This is a genomic window from Thermosynechococcus sp. B3, from assembly GCF_030323045.1.
GTDB lineage: Bacteria > Cyanobacteriota > Cyanobacteriia > Thermosynechococcales > Thermosynechococcaceae > Thermosynechococcus.
Map to the genome: position 1 here is coordinate 2170642 of NZ_CP097584.1, position 19098 is coordinate 2189739.

The 19098-nt window shown below is 54.4% G+C and carries 16 protein-coding genes; 11 read left to right on the forward strand and 5 right to left on the reverse strand.

Going from position 1 to position 19098, the window contains the following annotated elements; all coding sequences use genetic code 11:
• Positions 1-27 precede the first annotated feature (27 nt).
• On the reverse strand, positions 28-1071 hold the full coding sequence (gene glpX, locus M0646_RS10765) for a class II fructose-bisphosphatase (protein ID WP_149820730.1): 1044 nt from the start codon (positions 1069-1071) through the stop codon (positions 28-30).
• A gap of 157 nt (positions 1072-1228) precedes the next feature.
• Positions 1229-3463, reverse strand: a complete 2235-nt coding sequence (locus M0646_RS10770) for a glycoside hydrolase (RefSeq protein WP_286649630.1) — start codon at positions 3461-3463, stop codon at positions 1229-1231.
• 472 nt (positions 3464-3935) lie between these two features.
• Between M0646_RS10770 and M0646_RS10775 the strand changes: the two genes are divergently transcribed.
• From M0646_RS10775 to M0646_RS10790, 4 genes are all read left to right on the forward strand, one after another.
• Positions 3936-4988 carry a zinc-dependent dehydrogenase gene (locus M0646_RS10775; RefSeq protein WP_286625677.1) on the forward strand — a complete coding sequence of 351 codons (1053 nt, stop codon included), beginning with the start codon at positions 3936-3938 and terminating at the stop codon, positions 4986-4988.
• Positions 4988-5290 (forward strand): DUF2499 domain-containing protein, encoded by a 303-nt coding sequence (locus M0646_RS10780; RefSeq protein WP_149820737.1) that lies wholly within the window; start codon positions 4988-4990, stop codon positions 5288-5290. The genes M0646_RS10775 and M0646_RS10780 overlap by 1 nt, the downstream gene beginning before the upstream one ends.
• Before the next feature lie 197 nt (positions 5291-5487).
• A complete protein-coding gene (locus M0646_RS10785) occupies positions 5488-7365 on the forward strand; it encodes a sodium:proton antiporter (protein ID WP_286625678.1) in 1878 nt (625 codons plus the stop codon).
• 128 nt (positions 7366-7493) lie between these two features.
• A complete protein-coding gene (locus tag M0646_RS10790) occupies positions 7494-8858 on the forward strand; it encodes an S-layer homology domain-containing protein (RefSeq protein ID WP_149820741.1) in 1365 nt (454 codons plus the stop codon).
• Positions 8859-8861: 3 nt separating this feature from the next.
• Here the strand turns inward: M0646_RS10790 and M0646_RS10795 are convergent, their stop codons facing one another.
• The 3 genes from M0646_RS10795 to M0646_RS10805 form a co-directional block, all read right to left on the reverse strand.
• Positions 8862-10250, reverse strand: coding sequence for an NAD-dependent malic enzyme (locus M0646_RS10795; RefSeq protein ID WP_149820743.1), 1389 nt, complete (start codon positions 10248-10250; stop codon positions 8862-8864).
• 56 nt (positions 10251-10306) lie between these two features.
• Positions 10307-10747, reverse strand: a complete 441-nt coding sequence (locus M0646_RS10800; protein WP_149820745.1) for a hypothetical protein — start codon at positions 10745-10747, stop codon at positions 10307-10309.
• A 324-nt stretch (positions 10748-11071) separates the two neighbouring features.
• Positions 11072-11545 (reverse strand): hypothetical protein, encoded by a 474-nt coding sequence (locus M0646_RS10805; protein WP_149820747.1) that lies wholly within the window; start codon positions 11543-11545, stop codon positions 11072-11074.
• On the opposite strand from M0646_RS10805, the gene M0646_RS10810 reads away from it, so the two are divergent.
• Genes M0646_RS10810 through M0646_RS10840 form a run of 7 tightly spaced genes read left to right on the forward strand, consistent with a single transcriptional unit; the run spans position 11532 to position 19040 of the window.
• Positions 11532-11804 carry an RNA-binding protein gene (locus M0646_RS10810; RefSeq protein ID WP_149820749.1) on the forward strand — a complete coding sequence of 91 codons (273 nt, stop codon included), beginning with the start codon at positions 11532-11534 and terminating at the stop codon, positions 11802-11804. The two genes, M0646_RS10805 and M0646_RS10810, sit on opposite strands and share 14 nt — an antisense overlap.
• Before the next feature lie 39 nt (positions 11805-11843).
• Complete coding sequence (locus M0646_RS10815; protein ID WP_190278074.1) at positions 11844-12395, forward strand: DUF3172 domain-containing protein; 552 nt, start codon at positions 11844-11846, stop codon at positions 12393-12395.
• 18 nt (positions 12396-12413) lie between these two features.
• Entirely contained in the window at positions 12414-13208 is a 795-nt protein-coding gene (locus tag M0646_RS10820; protein WP_399363245.1) for an MlaE family lipid ABC transporter permease subunit, read from the forward strand.
• Between the two features lie 11 nt (positions 13209-13219).
• On the forward strand, positions 13220-13600 hold the full coding sequence (locus tag M0646_RS10825) for a DUF1818 family protein (protein ID WP_286625681.1): 381 nt from the start codon (positions 13220-13222) through the stop codon (positions 13598-13600).
• Positions 13601-13630: 30 nt separating this feature from the next.
• Positions 13631-16519 (forward strand): GAF domain-containing protein, encoded by a 2889-nt coding sequence (locus tag M0646_RS10830; RefSeq protein WP_286649631.1) that lies wholly within the window; start codon positions 13631-13633, stop codon positions 16517-16519.
• On the forward strand, positions 16516-18306 hold the full coding sequence (gene feoB, locus M0646_RS10835) for a ferrous iron transport protein B (protein WP_149820759.1): 1791 nt from the start codon (positions 16516-16518) through the stop codon (positions 18304-18306). Before M0646_RS10830 ends, feoB begins: the two co-directional genes overlap by 4 nt.
• A complete protein-coding gene (locus M0646_RS10840) occupies positions 18297-19040 on the forward strand; it encodes a precorrin-2 C(20)-methyltransferase (protein WP_315863188.1) in 744 nt (247 codons plus the stop codon). The genes feoB and M0646_RS10840 overlap by 10 nt, the downstream gene beginning before the upstream one ends.
• Positions 19041-19098: the final 58 nt, after the last annotated feature.

Consider the following 19098-nt stretch of genomic DNA (forward strand, 5'->3'; position numbering starts at 1 on the left):
TTCATTATCTTTTATCGCAGTCAGTGCTTAGTACAACTGGAGCGACTTCAACTGCTTATCGAACATGTGGATAGTGTCCACAAAGCGCGCTGTCTTCGACTGGGTGGAAATGACCAGAGATTGGGTACGGGCACCCCCCCTAAAGAAACGCACCCCTTTCATGAGGATACCGGGGGTAATTCCACAGGCAGCAAAGAGAACGGTTTCGCCGGAGGCCAATTCCTCCGCTTCATAGACCTTGTCGGGATCAGTGATGCCGGCTTTTTTGAGTTCTTCGAGGTTGCCTTCGCGGGTGCGATTCGCCCATTCCTTGGTCATGACCACAGCGGGATCATAGACCAGTTGCCCTTGGAAGTGCCCCCCTAAGGCGCGCATGGCAGCAGCAGAAATCACCCCTTCCGGCGCAGCACCAATTCCCATCAGGGCATGAATGTTGGTTCCCGAAAAGGCACAGCAGAGCGCTGCCGAGACATCGCCATCGGAGATCAGTTGGACGCGGGCACCCGCATCGCGAATTTCTTGAATCAAGTCATTGTGGCGATCGCGCTTCATTACCACCACCACTAACTCATCAATGGCGCGGTCAAGGCATTCCGAGAGAATTTTCAAGTTTTCGGTGGCGGAGTTGCGAATATCCACCTTGCCCTTGGCAGCGGGGGGCGCCGCCAATTTCTTCATATAAAAGTCGGGAGCCGCAAACAACCCCCCTTTTTCCGAAATGGCCAGCACAGCCATCGATCCCGGTTGGCCATAGGCGCAGAGATTGGTCCCTTCACAGGGGTCAACGGCAATGTCAATTTCAATGAGTTCTTCGGGGTTACAGTATTGGGCAGCATCGGGACGGGTGCAGATACCCACTTCTTCGCCAATGTAGAGCATGGGGGCTTCATCCCGTTCCCCTTCGCCAATCACAATACGACCGCGCATATGGATTTGATTCATGCGGTTGCGCATGGCATCCACGGCGACCTGATCGGCCATGTGTTTGTCGCCCTTGCCCATCCACCGCGCTGAGGCGATCGCCGCCTGCTCAACAACTTCAATAATCTCTAAGCCAATGACGTTATCCACACAACCCTCCTAACTGCACAAGTTGATCCCGCAGAGGTTTCCTATCTGAGCTTACAGAACTTTGGGATCTAGAAAATAATTTCTCGTTGCAAATTATTTGCTCCTACCGCCAAGGGGTTGTCGGATATCCTTTGGCCGTGGAAAAGACGCTCAAGGACTAGGGGGTAGTCAAAAAGAGCAGTTGCTCTGGGGGCAGATGGTCAAGGTAATAGCCCTCTTGAGCCAGCACGATCAACAGACGCAGGCCACAATCGGGATACAGGTGCAGATCTGCCCAAGGAATGGCCACTTCTAGGCAGATGCCCAAGGCATAGCGGGCATGGCTGGGTCGCTCTTTCCACTGGTAGTTGGCGATCGCCTCCTTGAAGGCAATCTGTTGCTTTTCAAAGTCAATCACCAATTGATGGTGGTACAGGTAGTTGAGGGGGGCTTCGTCGGGGCAATCTCGCAGATCAGAGAGGGGGCTATTGTACGTCACCATGTTGGGGTAGTACCAGCAAAAGTGCAGGGTGCTGATGTCATTCCCAAAGGGCTGTTTCTGGTTCGGAGCATCAAGACGCAGATAGATATTTAGGTGATCCACCCCATACCAGAGGCGACTGATCAGCGTTTGGCGGTGCATCGTCCCGCGGCTGCCACCGATTTGAATCCGGCCAGCAAAGTTCCAGTCCTGCTCATCACCGCGCCCATCAATCTCAGGGTGAATAAAGCCTTGGGGCGGGTAGGTATCCTTGGCTTCGTGGACTTCTAAGGGATCATTGAGAACCTCAGGAATTGGCTCCCCCAATGCTGTGTAGAGCGCCATCAAATGCTCACGGAAAAGCTGATCAAACATGGCATCGTGGTTCGAGGAGTGGCCTTCACCAAACCACCAAAACCAGTCAGAGCCTTCAGCCGCCAAAAGGGCTTGCCATGCTGCCGGATTCTTCGTTTCAGTGGCTTCGGGGTGACGTTCAAGGGTTTGGCGGGCAGCCCCTAGATAGTCCCAAGCTTTGTTTTTTACCGGATCGCCAATCCATGTACAGAAATTGCCATCAATCCAAGAGCCGCTGTGGAGAGCAGAACCCGAAATCACCGCACGTGGGGGATATTGTTGCAGATACTGCGCCACAGAAACACAGGCAAAGTGCTCGTTCTCGCTCAGGCCTTGGTAAAGCCTTTCTAAGAAGGGCAGGCCGTCGCGGGGATAGTACTCCCAGCAGTTTTCACCATCGAGGGCAATGGTCACAAGCCATGGTTGTGCCAAACTGGATTGGCCAGTCCCTTCATAGGCAATGAGTTGCTGGCGAATACCCTCAAGCTGCTTGAGCAGATCCGCTGCCGCTGCTTCGGGAGCCATGGCACTGTAGGTAAAGCCAATCAAATCCGAGAGGCGGTGATCGCGAAAGACAATGTTGAGATCCCCTTTGGCCGTGGTCAGGCGGTAGGGTTGGTAAAGAACATTGGCCTGTTGGACAACCCCCGCTTCGTTGCGGTGAAAATAGGTTCCCGTTGTCCAGCCCAAGATTGCTTCATCGGAGCAAATCCACTCAAATCCCTGCTCGACAATGGGTTCAAGAATGGCTGGACTTACGGATTGCTCTGACGGCCACAGTCCGCGGGGCGATCGCCCAAAGAATTGTTCATAAAGAACTCGCGCCCGCCGCAAATGCCGAGGAACATCTTCGGGATATTGAAACCGCTGTTGGGGCAGGGCAATGTTGGGAACCGCTACTTTGGCGGCATCGGTATCCACCAAGAGGGGCAAAATGGGGTGGGTATAGGGGGTTGTGGTGACTTCAATTTGACCCGCCTCTTGAAGGGCGCGATGCTGGGGAATGATTTGGCCAAGAATTTCCCGCTGTTTGGCAATGATCCGCTGGCGATCGCTGAGGCTAAAATCCCGCCCTTGGGACAACCATTGGGCAATCTCTGGCTCATCCCAGTAGAGGGGATCGATCCAAGCTAAATTGTGCCACGCCAACAGATCCCCATAGTCTTGGGGCTGCCAGTGTTGCCAACACCAAGTTTTCCCCTGGGTTTGCCGCTGCTCGTAGAGTTCGCGATAGCGGGGATGGGGGTCAATCATCGTGCGGTGGTGGGCATCAAAGAAATGCTCAATGATAAACCAGCGCTGCTGATCGGTGAGCTGCTCCACCGGGGTCAGTGTGGCTGTCAGATAGGGATCAAGGGCCGTACCGTTGACATAATCCTGAATTTGCAGCAACAGGGAGGGGACAAGGTTGACGGTTTGCTTGAGGCGGGGATATTTGGCGAGGACTAAGATCAGATCTAAGTAGTCCTTCGTGCCGTGGAGCCGTACCCAAGGGAGCAGGTATTGACCGGTGCGACAACTTTTGTAGAGGGGTTGGTGCTGGTGCCAAATGAAGGCAACGTGCAAGGGATAGGCCACAACCAATTTGCCTCCATGACTTAGGACAGACGCTTTCTCCAGTATTTCAGAGGAGTTTGGTGTGGTACCACTTTGTTACACAACATCTCAAACGCCGCAAGAATCTTAATACCCAATCAGGGGGTTCCCTCTCTCGTCCATATCGCCCGATCGGCAGTGGGCTTCCCGTGAATTGGGGAACTGGGGCTAGTGATCAGGCAATCCTGTGGTGCGTTGGGAAGAACAACCTAGTTAGGATAAAAGAGCCATTGGGAAAGGTTTGATGATCCTAGGCAGGAAGCCACAACCATCATCCCTCAGGAAAGCGCCTATCAGGATGAATTGATGGAGGGCGATCGCCAAGGAATGGCCCCCAAAGATTTGGATCGCCTTTGGCAAATTTTGCTGGCTGCTCAAACTAGGTCTTTCATCAAGACTTGCCCTCGGTGCGACGGGCAATTATCTTAGGGGTGACGAGTTTGCAAAGGTCTCAATGAAAGCCCAAGTGTTCCGAGGGGTGAATCAACTCAGCTACGAGGACATTCCCATCCCTGAGATTGCTGCCGATGAAGTGCTAGTGCGGGTCAGGGTGGTTGGGTTGTGCCAATCGGACATCAAAAAAATTCGCTATCCCCTCTATGAGCCGCCTCGTATTTTTGGCCATGAAACGGCGGGTGAAATTGCGGCGGTGGGTGAGGCCGTGACGGGTTGGCAGGTGGGTCAGCGGGTGGTGGTCATGCACCATATTCCCTGTATGCACTGCGCCTACTGCTTGAATGAAAACTATTCAATGTGCCATGTGTATAAAACCGTTACAACCACGGCGGGGTTTATTCCCAGTGGTGGGGGCTTTGCCGAGTATGTGAAAGTACCGGGGCACATTGTGCAGCATGGCGGTCTGATTCCGATTCCCGATGAGATTAGCGATGAAGAAGCCAGCTTCGTTGAACCCACCAACTGTTGTCTGAAGGCAGTCAAGAAGGCGGGCATTACTGCCGGTCAAACAGTGCTGATCACTGGGGCAGGGCCTATTGGCCTGATGTTTATTATGTTGGTGAATCTCTTTGGGGCACGGGCGATCGCCACCGATCTACTGCCCTCCCGAATCGCCAAAGCCAAAGAAGTGGGCGCCGCTGCCGCTTTTGATGCCCGCGATCCCGATCTCAGTGCCAAGGTGCAAGCCCTGACCCATGGCTTGGGGGTGGATGTCAGTCTTTTAGCGGTTCCCAGTGAAAAAGCCTTTTTCCAAGCCCTAGAGTGTACGCGCAAGGGGGGCAAAATTCTCTTCTTTGCCGAGTTTCCCGATGAAGTGGAAATTCCCCTCAATCCCAACATTCTCTATCGCCGTGAGATTGATCTCATGGGGAGCTATAGTTCCTCCTACCGCTTACAGTCGCTTGCCTGCGACATTATCTTTAACCGCCGCATTGATGTCAAAGCCCTGATCAGCGATCGCTATCCCCTATCAAAGCTGGCTGAAGCGGTGGAGCAGGCAGTACAGCCGACGCCGGAAACCTATAAAATCCTCATTTATCCAGAATCCTAATGCACGCCCTATCAATTCCCACGTGGATGGTGCATATTTCCAGTGTGCTGGAGTGGATGGCAGCCATTTGGTTTGTGGCACAACTGGATCGCCGCTGTCCGCAGCAGGGATGGCGGTGGTTGGCGTGGGCAATGCTACCAGCGTTGGTGAGTGCCATGTGTGCCTGTACGTGGCATTACTTCGATAATGCAGTGACACTGGCTTGGTTGGTGGATCTGCAAGCGCTGCTCACGTTCATTGGCAACTGTACCCTCTGTGGTGCAGCAGCATGGCTGTGGTGGCGATCGCAAAGCGCACTGTAGCTGCCCTCTTGAAGTAAAGCTTAACAAGATTGATTGAAATTGGCAGTGCTCAAGGACTTCCAGTATCCTGTAATCAGGTTCCCCCGCAATAGGGTGTGACAAATGCAACAGTCCAATACTGAACTTTGACGTAGAACAAGGAGGAACGCTTGCCCGTCAGTCTAGCCCTAAACGCCTAAACCTCTGTGGAGGCTGCGATGGAAAGTAGTGCCGAACTCACCGCCTTGTTCGTCATCACCGTTGTCCTAGGCATTGGTGCCCAAGTGACTGCCCATTGGTTACGGCTGCCGAGTATTGTCCTGTTGTTACTGGCGGGTATTCTTTCAGGCCCCAGTGGCTTGGGGCTAGTCCATCCGGAAGTTTTAGGCGAAGGCCTAGAGGTGTTAGTGCCCCTGTGTGTGGCCTTGATTCTCTTTGAGGGGGGCTTGAGCTTAGACCTGAGCCGCGCTGACCAAGATATTACGGGTAGCCTCTGGAAGTTAGTGACGCTGGGGGGATTGGTGACGTTTGTGGCTGGCGCCATGGCTGCCCATTGGATTGGCGAATTTCCGTGGCAACTGGCTTTTCTCTATGCCTCCCTCGTGGTGGTGACCGGGCCTACGGTTGTTGGACCGCTGCTGCGGCAAGTGGGGGTAGAGCACAAGCTAGCGGTCATCCTCGAAGGGGAAGGGGTACTGATTGACCCCATTGGTGCCATTTTGGCGGTGATGGTGCTGAACGTAGTTCTCAATCAAGACCTCGGCATGGGGGCGATCGCCCTAGGGATTGTCCAGCGCTTGGCCGTTGGTACCTTGATGGGCGGTATCGGTGGCTGGTTTCTCAGCCGCTTCCTGCGTCGCGCTTGGTTTCTGGGGGATGATCTGCGCAACTTGTTGGTGTTGGCCGTCCTCTGGGGCCTGTTTTGGCTGTCGGATCAAGTGGTCAGTGAATCGGGTCTAATGATGGCGGTGGTGCTTGGCTTGGTACTGCGCTGGTCGGATGTGCCGGGGGGGCGGCTACTGCGGCGTTTTAAGGGGCAACTGAGTACGCTCTCGATCTCGGTCTTGTTTGTGCTGCTGGCTGCGGATCTCTCGATCGCTGGTCTATTGGAGCTAGGTTGGTCGGGGGTGTTCACGGTGTTGTGCTTAATGTTCCTGATTCGTCCCCTCGGCGTTGTCCTATGTACATGGGGCAGTGATCTCAGTTGGCAACAAAAAGCCTTCCTCAGTTGGATTGCGCCGCGGGGAATTGTTGCGGCTTCAGTGGCTTCGCTATTTTCGATTACCCTCACCAATGCGGGAATTAGTGGGGGGGATGCCATTAAAGGACAAGTGTTCCTGACGATTTTGATGACGGTTTTCGGCCAAGGCCTAACGGCGCGCTGGGTGGCAACCCAACTGAATGTGCGTGCCCAAGGGGCTTCAGGGGTGATGATTGCTGGCTGTACGCCCTTGGGTCGTTTGTTGGCGCGGATCTTGCGCGATCGCGGCGAAGAGGTGGTGATGATTGACACCGATCCTGAGGCCGTTGAACAAGCCCGCCGTGAACACCTACCCGTCTATCTCAGTAGTGCCCTTGACCTGAATATTTTGCAGGAGGCCGGCATTACTCAATTGGGCACCTATCTGGCTGTGACTAGTAATACTGAGGTGAATGCGGTGCTGGCACAGCGCGTCCTCGAAGAATTTCACCCGCCACGGGTCTTGGCCGCCCTTGAGGTAGAGGATTGTCCCCTAGGTCTGAGTCCAGCCTTTGCTCGGCAACTGTCCATCAAAAAATGGAACCAATATATCAACACTGAGGCGGTTCGTTTGGGGGAACTGGTGATTGAGGAGGAGCGATCGCAATTGCAACGCCAGCACCTTGACGCCTTGATCCGCTCTGGGAAAGTGCTTCCCCTGCTTGTGGAACGGCCAGAGGGATTGCGGGTGGTGCGAGCCAATGAAGAGTGGCAAGTGGGCGATCGCCTGATTTACCTGCTCCACAGCCCCAAACCCCATACCCTACCCGCCGCCTTAATTTCGGGCTGGCAAATGAATACCCAAGTAGAATCGGTTCTTGTCCCCAGTGAAACCCCTACGCCCAAGGGAACCTAATCTCCGGCACTGCGTCCATAGGCATCAGCAGAGTCAACGATTGACGTGTTTTCCCAATCAAAATTGCTGAGGGGTATCCAAAACCCTCTCAGATAACTTGAATACCCTCTTACTTGGAGAGATTTGCTATGCAAAGCCTCGCACAGCGCAGCTTGGCTGTTTTGAGCTGCGGTTTAATGAGTTCTGGTACCCTTGCCCTTGTAGCGGCTGTTCCGGTCCAAGCCCAATCCCGTTTTACCGATACCCAAGGCATCTGGGCACAGGCCTGTATTGACCACCTTGCCAGTCGCAACATTATCAGCGGCTATCCCGATGGCACCTTTCGCCCCTTTGCCCCCGTCACTCGGGCTGAATATGCGGCCATGCTGGGGAAGGCGTTTCCCAATGCCCCAGTGGTGCGTACCCCCAGTACGTTTAACGATGTCCCCAGCACATTTTGGGCAGCGAGTGCGATTCAAAATGCCACCCGTACCGGCTTCTTGAGTGGTTACCCCGGCAATGTTTTTCAGCCCAATCAAAATATTCCGCGTGTTCAGGCGATCGTGGCCTTGGCCAGTGGCTTGCAATATCCCACACCGCCTTCTGTGGAGGGGGTCTTAGCCCAGTTCAATGATGCGGCGGCAATTCCCGCCTATGGACGTGCCGGTGTGGCCGCTGCCACCGCTAAACAAGTGGTGGTGAACTATCCCAATGTGCAGTTCTTTGCGCCGAACCAACTGGCTACCCGTGCCGATATTGCGGCTTTCCTTTGTCAAGCAACCCGTGCCCCCGCTGCCCAAGCGCTGGTTCCCAGCCAGTACATTGCTGGTGCAGCCACCGCTTCCCCGTCACCCCTTGCTCTACCCGCCGGTCAGCAAATTCCGGCTCGCTTCCCCGATGCAGAGCGGATTGTCGTCAGTCCCAATGAAACCGTGGCGATTCGCTTGGTGACGGCGGCGGATGTGCGCGATGGCCAAGGGCGGGTTGTCATTCCCCTAGGCAGTGAAGTTTTTGGTCAGATTCAGCCGGCCCAAGGGGGGGCGCAATTTGTCGCCAACACGGTGGTGATCAATAACCGACAGCTGCCGATCGCCGCCAATTCCCAAGTCATTCGTACGATTCGCGATGCCCGTGATCCCAACATTGGCAATATTTTCCGTAATGCGGCCATTGGTTCCGCTGTTGCTGCGGGGATTTCTGGCTTGGCGGGAGACCGCAGGATTACGCCCCTGAAGGTTCTCACAGGAACCCTGACCGGTACAGCCATTGAAACCAACCAAGGACGGCCTGCTACCTCCATTATTCGCGATACGCTGATTGGTGCCGCTTTGGCCACGGGTGCTTCTGCAGTGATTGGCGATCGCAAGATTACGCCCGAAAAAGTGATTACCGGTGCAGCCGCCGGTGCCACCATTGGTGGTGCGATTGATCCAGCCGTGCAGCGACTAGTGGTGATTGATGCCAATACGGATTTGGGCTTGACCCTGACTCAACCCTTTACTGTCTCGCAATAGAGACTAGGCACGCGCTAACCCCAGCGATCGCGCGCAGTCCTCGACAGCCTTGGCCACTGCCGGTGCCACCCGTGGATCAAACACTGAGGGGATAATATAGGCTGAGTGCAGTTCCGAGGGACTGACCAAGGCCGCGATCGCTGCTGCCGCCGCGAGGAACATCTCCTCCGTCATGCGGGGTGCCCGACAGGCAAGGGTACCCTTAAACACCCCCGGAAAAGCGAGCACATTGTTGATTTGATTGGGATAGTCACTGCGGCCAGTGGCCACCACCGCCACATGGTCATAAATAAGTTCGGGTTGGATTTCCGGAACGGGATTGGCCATCGCAAAAACAATCGCTTTTGGGGCCATGCGCTGCACCATTTCCAATGTCAGGACGCCGGGGGCACTCAAGCCAATAAAGACATCGGCACCCTCTAGAGCATCAGCCAGCGTTCCTGTTTCAGCGACGGCAAATTCCTGCTGTGCTGGTGTTTGTGCTTTGTCTTTTGAGAGGATGCCTTGGCGGTTGCAGAGAGTTAGATGGTGGGCGCCGGCTTTGCGCAGGAGCCTAGCCACGGCGATGCCGGCTGCCCCCGCACCGTTAATGACAATGCGCACCGTATCTAAGGATTTAGCCACTAGTTGCAGGGCATTTTTAAGGGCGGCAAGGGTGACAATGGCCGTGCCGTGCTGGTCATCGTGAAACACAGGGATATCCAATTCCGCTTGCAGACGGGCTTCGATTTCAAAGCAGCGGGGGGCGCTAATATCCTCTAGATTGATGCCACCAAAGACGGGGGCGATGTGCTTCACGGTGGCAACAATTTCATCCACCTCCTGCGTGCTCAAGCAGATGGGAAAGGCGTCCAGACCGGCAAATTCCTGAAAGAGCATAGCCTTGCCCTCCATCACCGGTAGAGCAGCCTCTGGGCCGATATTGCCCAATCCCAAGACCGCACTGCCATCACTGACAATGGCCACCGTATGGCTTTTGATCGTCAGTTTGTGCACCAATTGAGGATCGTCAGCGATCGCCTGGGACACCCGACCGACGCCCGGTGTATAGGCCATCGCCAGATCGTCGTACTCCTGAAGGGGATGCTTGCTTCTAACGGTGATTTTGCCGCCCTCATGGAGCCGAAAGGTGCGATCGCTCACCTCTAGCACCGTGGCTTGGGTGTCAGATTTCACAGCATTGACAATGGCCGCAGCATGATCGCGGCTGGCAGCCACCACCACCAGTTCCCGTAGGATTTTATTAGCGGTTTTCTCGATCAGGGTGATGGAACCCACTTGCCCCTGTTGCCCACCAATGATCTGGAGAACGGTTCCTAATTCCGTTGGATCTAAGGAAGTCTTCAATCGCAGCGTCAGACTATAGGCAGGCGTCGGGGTCAGCTTAACCATTCAGACTTAACCAAAAGTTAACGGCAAAAGGTACCGTCTGATGATAGCACCTCTGCCTAGCTTCCGGTTTGGGTGGCAATGGGCAGGGACTCGGCTTTGCAGGCGGCCAAAATGGCGCGATCGCTAGCACTAATACGACGCAAACTATAGAAACTGGGTAAATCAATTTCTGCTTGGTAGGGTTCCTCCTCATAGGTGGGTAGAACCGTCACCTGCAACTGGCGATCCCCCACGGTACCCCGAAAACAATCAAAGGAGGAATTGGGCATGTAAAACGCCCCATAGACCTTCTGATCTTTGACTTCAAAGACAATATAGCTATGACCCACCTGTTGGGGTTGGGGCGACTCGCCAAGGAGATACAGGCCATTGACCAATGGAGATTGATTTTGTCGGGCCAAGAGCGGTTGAGCGATCGCCAGCCCATTGGTGAACCCAAGGGTAACAACTCCCAATACAACTGAAAGTGACCAACCCAAACGTGCCAACGAAATCATTCTATTTCCCTACCTGAAACGCGAAGTGGCCTAAACCAGCGTTTTGAAGCCTCAACCGTAGCGAAGGGCGGTGTCGTTACGCTGATACTTTGATCCTGACAGGTGAATAGCCGTTTTTCGTTGGAACTATGCCAGTAGTGGCACAGGCACAAATTGACCCCTAAAGAGGATAGTCCTTGCTAGCGTTCCCATTTAGTCCACTGCCTTGAAGGGAAGGGAGTTTATACCATTATTTGCTGAGCAGTAGAAGATGGCAGATTGTTTGAGTTCGCTGGATGAACAGAGTTCAAGCGACAAGAGGCGATATCTTAACACTACCAATAACTAAAGAACAAAAGAACAACTACTGTTTTTGATTGATAAACTGTCAGAATTCTCATTTAATCCACTTCCCCGAAGAGAAGCAAGAGCACCTTCAACATAGCCTCTCCCAGAGCGGATTGCAACCCCCTGTTCCGAGGGATCCCTTGCGAGGGGGGTGAAATTATTTTCTACAAGGCCACTGAAAATACTCAAATCCTCTCCTAGAGAGACTCCGGTGGATTCCACGAGAGAATGGGCTTGGCGGCAATTTGCTGAATCTGTCGGACGCGGCTCAAACCCTGTGCAAAGGGCTGTAGGTGACATCAAGGGAGGAATTAATTTCTTTTTAACCTTGGTATATTTTGGGCTGATAGAAAACGTTAATTTTCTTTGCAAGGTGTTGGGGTCTGTAGTCTGGATCGCATGGATAAGGGAAAGCGAGAGGCTATGATGATTGTCAAATTGCTTCTGAGTTCGGGTTATGACACTGTACATCGGCAACCTCTCCTATGAGGCGACAGAAAACGATCTTCGCGAAGTTTTTGAAAAATATGGTGCTATTCGCCGGATTGTGTTGCCGGTGGATCGAGAAACAGGCAAACGGCGTGGCTTTGCTTTTGTTGAACTGGTGGATGAAACTCAGGAGGCCGCTGCCATTGATGATCTCGACGGTGCAACATGGCTAGGACGGGTGCTCAAGGTCAACAAGGCGAAGCCCAAACAAGCGGGGGGGCAGTCAAACCCTGCCTTCTAAGGGCATACTGGTAGGGAAGTGCTGTTCACTCTTCCTGCTATGCCTCGACGTTCGCCATCGCCACCGCGTCCCCGTCCTCAAACTCGTCGTCCCCCACAGCCAGAATCAAAGTCAGCGGTGAATACCCGCACTCTGGCGGTGTTGGGAGGGGTCTTTATTATTGGCGTCGGTGTGGGTGTCACCTTTAGCAAAACGACCACCCTCAATCCTGATAACGTGGCTTCAACGCAGTTTATTGATCAGGCGGCGCCCAATCCCGATATTTGTGTGCAATTTGGCGCGAGCGCGATCGCGGTGGATACGCGGATTTTTGTCACCTTTAACCCCTTCTCGGTCTTTGTTTCCCAACCTGTGATGCAACCGGGCTGTGTGATTCGCGCCAATAACGTCGCCCTCTTAGAACAGCGACAACTCATTACGGGTGAGCAATTGCGCAGTTGTCGGCAACGGCTGAATACCTTTGGCTATGTGGGCAACTTGGAGAGTAACCCGGAAATAAGCTGTGTCTATCAGAGCACAACAGATAAAAACCTCTTCCTCAAACTCTCAGGCTTGGGCAATGGTGCTGCGGGTGAAACCGGTAATTTCTAGGACGCAACAATGAAGGCGATGAAGTGGCCACGGCTGCGCTGGCGTGCAAGTCAGGGTGTACAACGCTTGGGTACAGCCTTTCTCTTGGCGGGTCAGGTGATCTTTTATCTGGTGCGGGGGCGAATTGCGCTGCGCAACTCAATTGAGCAAATGGCTTTGGTGGGGCCTGCCTCCCTTAGTGTTGCCCTGATTACAGCGGCCTTCGTGGGTATGGTGTTTACGATTCAGGTCGCCCGTGAATTTATTACCTTTGGTGCCACCTCTGCGGTGGGTGGCGTACTGGCGATCGCCCTAGCGCGGGAACTAGGGCCAGTACTGACAGCGGTGGTACTCGCCGGGCGAGTTGGCTCTGCCTTTGCGGCTGAAATTGGCACCATGAAAGTCACTGAGCAAATTGACGCCCTCTATATGTTGGGCACGGATCCTGTAGATTATCTGGTGGTGCCACGGTTTATTGCCTGTGTGCTGATGTTGCCCATTCTCAATATCTTGGCACTCGTAACGGGGCTGTGGGGGGGCTTGATGATTGCCGATTATCTCTACGGCATTCCCCGTGGGGTCTATATTGAGTCCATTCAGAACTTTCTGCAAACTTGGGATCTGTGGAGTTCAATTATCAAGTCAGGCATTTTTGGCGGTGTGGTGGCCATCATTGGCTGCAATTGGGGCATTACAACCACAGGGGGCGCCAAGGGGGTCGGTCAATCCACTACGGCGGCTGTGGTGATTTCGCTATTGGCGATCTTTATTCTCAACTTTTTCCTGTCTTGGGCTCTCTTTGGCGGCAGCAGTAGCCTCGTACCCACGTTTTAGAGAGCTAGTCTGTGGAACTGCGGGTGGGGGAAGGCTGGCGGGTGGGCTGGCGCAATGATCAATTCTATGCCGCTCTGGTGGGCGCTGAGGATTGGGCCACGGAACTCACCGCAGTAGAATTCAAGGCATTTGTGGATTTATTTTGCCAACTTCACGGGCAGCTTCAGGCGATCACCCCCGAATTGATGGCAGAGGAAATGATTACCCTCAGTGGCAGCAACGATGCTGTGCATTTGGAATTGGAGGGCTATCCCCATGCCTATAGCCTGCATCTAATTGTGTTGGGCGATCGCCGAGTTGAGGGGACATGGCCTGCCCCTGTGCCCCCAGACTTTCTCCTTGCCTGCTGTGAGTTGCAGCACAGGATTGCGGAGGGGCAAAGTTTAGAATAGAAGACATCCTTCTCGGTTGCGATCGCCCCTATGACCTCTGCCAAATCCTCGAAGGTCAGCCCCGCTTTGGCGGCACTGGTTAACACCATTAAGCAACTGCAACAGCAAGAGCAAATTGGCGGACTCATTGCTCCCTTGGTCAGCTTTGTCCAAGAAACCCTCGGCATGTCCTTTGTCTGGCTGGGACTATACAATGAAGCCGCCAAACAACTCATTGGCCAAGGGGGAACCACGCCCGTTGGTGATCATCCCTTCCTCAAGCAGAAACTGACCCTTGCTGCCGGCAGCCTTCTCGATCAGGTGTTGATGAACCGCAAGCCGATTAGTTTGCCCAGTCTCAAGGAGGAAGCACGTCTAGCAGAGTTACGGGAAGCCGCTACCCGTTTGGGCATTCAAGGCACGGCCATCTATCCCATTATCCGCCATCGTCAACCCCTCGGCATTCTCATGATCGGTTCCACCACATGGGGCGATACCCTGCGGGGGGATGATTTGGCCCACATGAGCCTTTTGGTGAGTGCCCTTGGCGCCGAACTGGAACACCTAACAGCCACGCCAGCAACGAAAGCAGCACCAGAAGCAAAGCAAGCGGCTGCTCCCACAATTACTAGTGATGACCCCGTACGCCATCTGCTTCAGGCGGCCAGCCGTGCGCCTAGCTTGGGTCAACGCATTGAAGCCCTGTTGCTGGCAGTGCACCAATTCTGTCAACCTCAACGTACCAGCCTTTTTTGGCGAGATTTGGAGCAACCCCTCTATCGGCGGCGCAGTTACACCGTTGGTAAACTCCAGAGCCGCGAGAGCCAGCGGCAACCCTTAGCGATTACGCAGCAGGAGTTAGCAGGTTGTTATACTGCCCTTGCCAGCGGCCAAACCGTGAGTGTCAGCGATAGTCAAAGTGTGGTCAGTGCTACCGCACCCTTACGGTTAATGCAAATGCTGAATTGCCGTGCCCTAGTGGCGACCCCGATTGTGGTGGGCACGGATGTCGTGGGCTTTCTCACATTCGAGCGCAGTGAGCCTTACCCTTGGAATGACAACGAGAAGAAACTCCTCCAAGTCACCGCAGAGCTATTGGCCCTAGCCGCCCCCACTGAACGCCTCGAGCACCTCCTAGCACAGACCCAGCATGCCCAAAGCTTGGTGAGTGAGTTGGCGCAAGCGATTTGTGATGAGCAGGACTGGAAGCGGGTGCTCCAGCATGCGGGCGAAAGGTTAGCGGCAGATTTAGGGGCACAGTGGGTCTTTTTGTTAAGCTACAACTCCCTGACCCAAGCGTTTGATGTCCTATTTCAGTATCCAGCGCCCCGGGGGCGCGATCGCCATCCGCCCTTCCCGCCATTACAAAAAATGGATTGGCAACTTCTGGAAACAGCAACCACAGCCATTGCCCTTGAGGACTACAGCCATGAACTGCGCCTCTACTCTTGGAAAGAGGTTCTCGGCAAGCTGCATATTCAGTCCCTTCTAGTGGCAACCACCACCCCCGGCCATTCTTTGGAAGCACTGCTGTTAGTGGGGCGCACTGAACCCACAGTTTGGAGCAAAAGTCAGCAAACCCTGATCCAAGAGGTGGCGCGCACCCTTGGCCTCATTAGCCATCAGTGGCAACTGCAAACCACCAATACGCAGCAGGAGCAGGTGCGATCAGCGATGTTGGCGGGTTTTACGGCACTGCAACGCACCCAAAACCTCGAGCGCATTGAACTGACGGGCTTGCAGCAACTGATGAACTTGATGCAGGTGCCCCTTGTGGCCTTAGTGACTTGGCGACCCGGTCAGACGGTTGGTTCGATTGTGGCGCCGCCCCCCGGCCATCCCAAATTTGCCATTCACAACGATGCTGAGATTGCCCTCTATGAGGATCCGCTGATCCACAGTGCCCTGATGGCCTCCCAAGCCGATGTCACCAGCAATCCCTACGCTTGGTTAATTCAAACCACAGCCCTAGAACTGGATCCGCGTACGCGGGAATGGCTCTCAGGACCAGACATTGGCCAAATTTTGGCGATCGCCCTGCGCACTGATCCGGAATACGAACCCTCTGGGGTTCTCATTGTCGCCGATCGCCGCGATCGCCGGTGGTCAACCTTGCACCTAGAGGCCTTCCTTACCCTTGTCAACCATTTGGCTTGGGCACACCGCAGTACTTCCCTCATTCAAATGCTCACCCAAGGCTGGCAAACCCTTGAAACCCTCAACTGGTACAAGCACCGTCGCCTTGAACAGGTCTATAGTCAACTTGCGAGTCTCTGCCATCAGTTGACGCAATGGGTTCAGCAACACCCTGAGGCGGCTCCCCTGCTGCGGCGGTTGGGCACACTCCTGCAAACCCAGTTGGAATCCCTCCATCCCCTCTTGAGTCATGAGGTATGGCAACTGGACAAAACGACTGACACAGCAGGCCTAGCGGTGCTCCTCAAGCGAGTGATGGATCGCATCGAAAATTGGAAGCAGCGCAAACAACTGTGGATTCAAGTTCACAATCAACCTGTCCTCACCCTCAATGGTGACATTAGCAAGCTGGAGTTAATCCTTTACGAGTTGTTGCTTTTTGCCTGCCAGCGATCGCCCTCCCAAGGCCGCATTGACATCTGGTGCCAACAAATTGAAGGCATGGGTCAGGGGGGCAAAATGCAGTCTTGGCTGGAACTGTCAATCACCGACAATGGGGAAATAGAGCCACAGTTACTCATTAAACTGCACCAACTCGAACATCTCGACTGGCTTGCTCCCTCCAGCCTTGATCAGCCCCCCGGACGACACCTCAAAGTCTGCTTTAACCTGTGTCAACGCCTAGGCTATAACCTCGATATGTATAAATTAGAGGATGGCCGCTTCCTGAGTCGTCTGCTCATTCCCCTGAATAGTGGCGACACGGGTACCTTTGAATTGCAATCCTCACAGCCGCGCCAATGACCCTAAGCACGATCGCCCTTCTTGGCCTCCCGAACACTGGTAAATCCACATTTTTCAATCGCATTGCCGCTGCCCGTGCCCATGTAGGCAACTGGCCGGGGATTACGGTGGACTTAGCAGAAGCCGAGATTTCCCTCAATGGTGAAATGGTTAAACTGGTGGATTTGCCGGGCATCTACGATCTGGCGGGGACGGCTGCCGATGAAACCCTTGTGCGTGAGTTTTTCCAACGGGTGCCGGTGCGGCTGGTGTTGGTTATTCTCAATGCCAGTCAGATTCAGCATCAATTGCGCTTAGCCCTTCAGGTGAAGGCTTGGGGACTACCAATGGTGGTGCTCCTGAATATGGCCGATGAAGCGCGGCAACTGGGGATTCAGATTGATACCGAGAAATTGAGCGATCGCCTTGGGGTGCCGGTGGTGGCCCTGAGTGCCAAATATGGTGGTGGTTATTGGGAGGCCTACGAAACGATTTGCCATGCCCTCAAGGAAGCACCGATTCCCCAAGCCCCGCTCTTCAAGCCAACGTTGCCAGAAATTGAACCGGGGGCGATCGCGCCCCTATTGGCGGGCACTGTTACTTTCCCCAGTCGCACCGTTCGCAGACTAACAGAACAGTTGGATCACTGGTTGCTACACCCTTTGTGGGGACTGCCCCTCTTTTTTGTAGGGCTATACCTTGTCTTTCAAGTGGTATGGGTGCTAGGGCTGGGGGTTCAAGGCTGGCTTAGTGATGCGTTTGAAGCCTTTCAGGGACAGGTGCTGGAGCCATTCCTTGCGGGGCTGCCCCCCTTGCTCAGCAGTTTGCTCATTGAGGGCATCTATGGCGGTATGACCACGGTGGCAGCGTTTGTGCCCTTAGTCACCATCTTCTTTATTGTGATGGCGATCGTTGAGGACAGTGGCTACCTTGCCCGTGCCGCCTACCTGATGGATGGCCTGATGGCACGCTTGGGTTTAGATGGACGCAGTTTCGTCCTCAGCTTGATGGGCTTTGGCTGCAATGTCCCCGCCCTGATGGCCACCCGCATTATTCGCTCGCCGGGGCTGCGGCTACTGACGATGCTGATCATTCCCTTTTCCCTCTGCTCAGCGCGGCTACAGGTGTTTGTCTTTCTCATTGCCTGTTTGTTTCCCCCGCAGTGGGGGGCAGTCGTCCTGCTGTCTCTCTATGGCTGGAGTATTCTGGCGGCCTTGCTTACTGCCCTCTGTTTCCAGGGCTATTTCCCGAATACGGATCCCTTTTTGCTGGAGTTGCCCCCCTATCGCTGGCCGACGGGGCGACAGGTGATTCTGCGGGCGTGGGGGGAGGTGCGGCATTTTCTCTCGCGAGCCGCGGGCTTCATTATGATAGGTGTCTTGGTGGTGTGGGCATTGACCCATTTACCCCTGAATGCAACGCCCTCAAGTCCAGAAACGTGGGCGGGTCAACTGGGGATAGCGCTACAGCCGCTTTTGGCACCGGTGGGCATTACACCTGCCCTGACGATCGCCCTGATTGTCGGCTTTGTGGCCAAGGAGATTGTGATTGGCGCGTTGGCGGTAATCTATCACCTTTCGGGTACCTCGTTACAGCAGGCGATCGCCCAAGATTTAACGCCCCTACAGGCCTACAGCTTTATGCTTTTTACTCTCCTGTACACCCCCTGCTTGAGCACCCTTGCCACCCTCTGGAGTGAATCGAAACGCGGGCAGTTTACGATTTTTGCGACCCTCTATGCCTTGGTGATGGCGTGGGTGGTGAGTGGCAGTGTCTATCAACTGGGGCACTGGTGGGGATGGGGCTAATGGCCACCCTTTGCGGCATTGGCGTAGGCCCCGGCGATCCCGAACTCATTACCCTCAAGGGTTGGCGACGCTTACAGCAAGCAAGGGTGATTGCCTTTCCGGCGGGACTACAAAGACGGCGCGGCATTGCCGAGGAGATCATTTCCCCCTACAAAGAACCCCAGCAAATTTATCTGCCCCTCGAATTCCCCTATGTCCTTGCAGAAGATGTTCTAGAACAGGCATGGCAAAAGGCGGCAGAGCAAGTCTATGCCTACCTCGCTCAGGGCATTGATGTGGTCTTTGTCTCTGAGGGGGATGTCAGTTTCTACAGTACGTTTTCCTATCTAGCGGCAGCCGTCCAGAGCCTTGACCCCCATATTGCGATTGAAGTGATTCCGGGAATTTGCTCGCCTTTGGCTGCAGCGGCTAGCTTAGGGGTGCCCCTGACCTTGGGGAGCGATCGCCTAGCGATTTTGCCAGCAATGTACCACGTGGAGGACTTGAGGCGGGTATGGGCATGGGCGGATGTGGTGGTGTTGATGAAGGTGCGATCGGTCTATGGCCACGTCTGGCATTGGCTCAAGGAACAAGACTTGTTCGATCAAGCAGCAGTAGTGACTTGGGCAACAACCCCCAAACAGCAGATTTACGCCTCCCTTAGGGACTATCCAGAATTGGAATTGCCCTACTTTTCGCTGCTCATTGTTTGGAAGCGGCGCCTGCAGGCTTGGGGAGTAGGGGGAAGGGAATAAAAGCTTGTACCTGTTCCCCAGCTACTTGGGTTATTGCATACTATCCTGTTAGCCCACG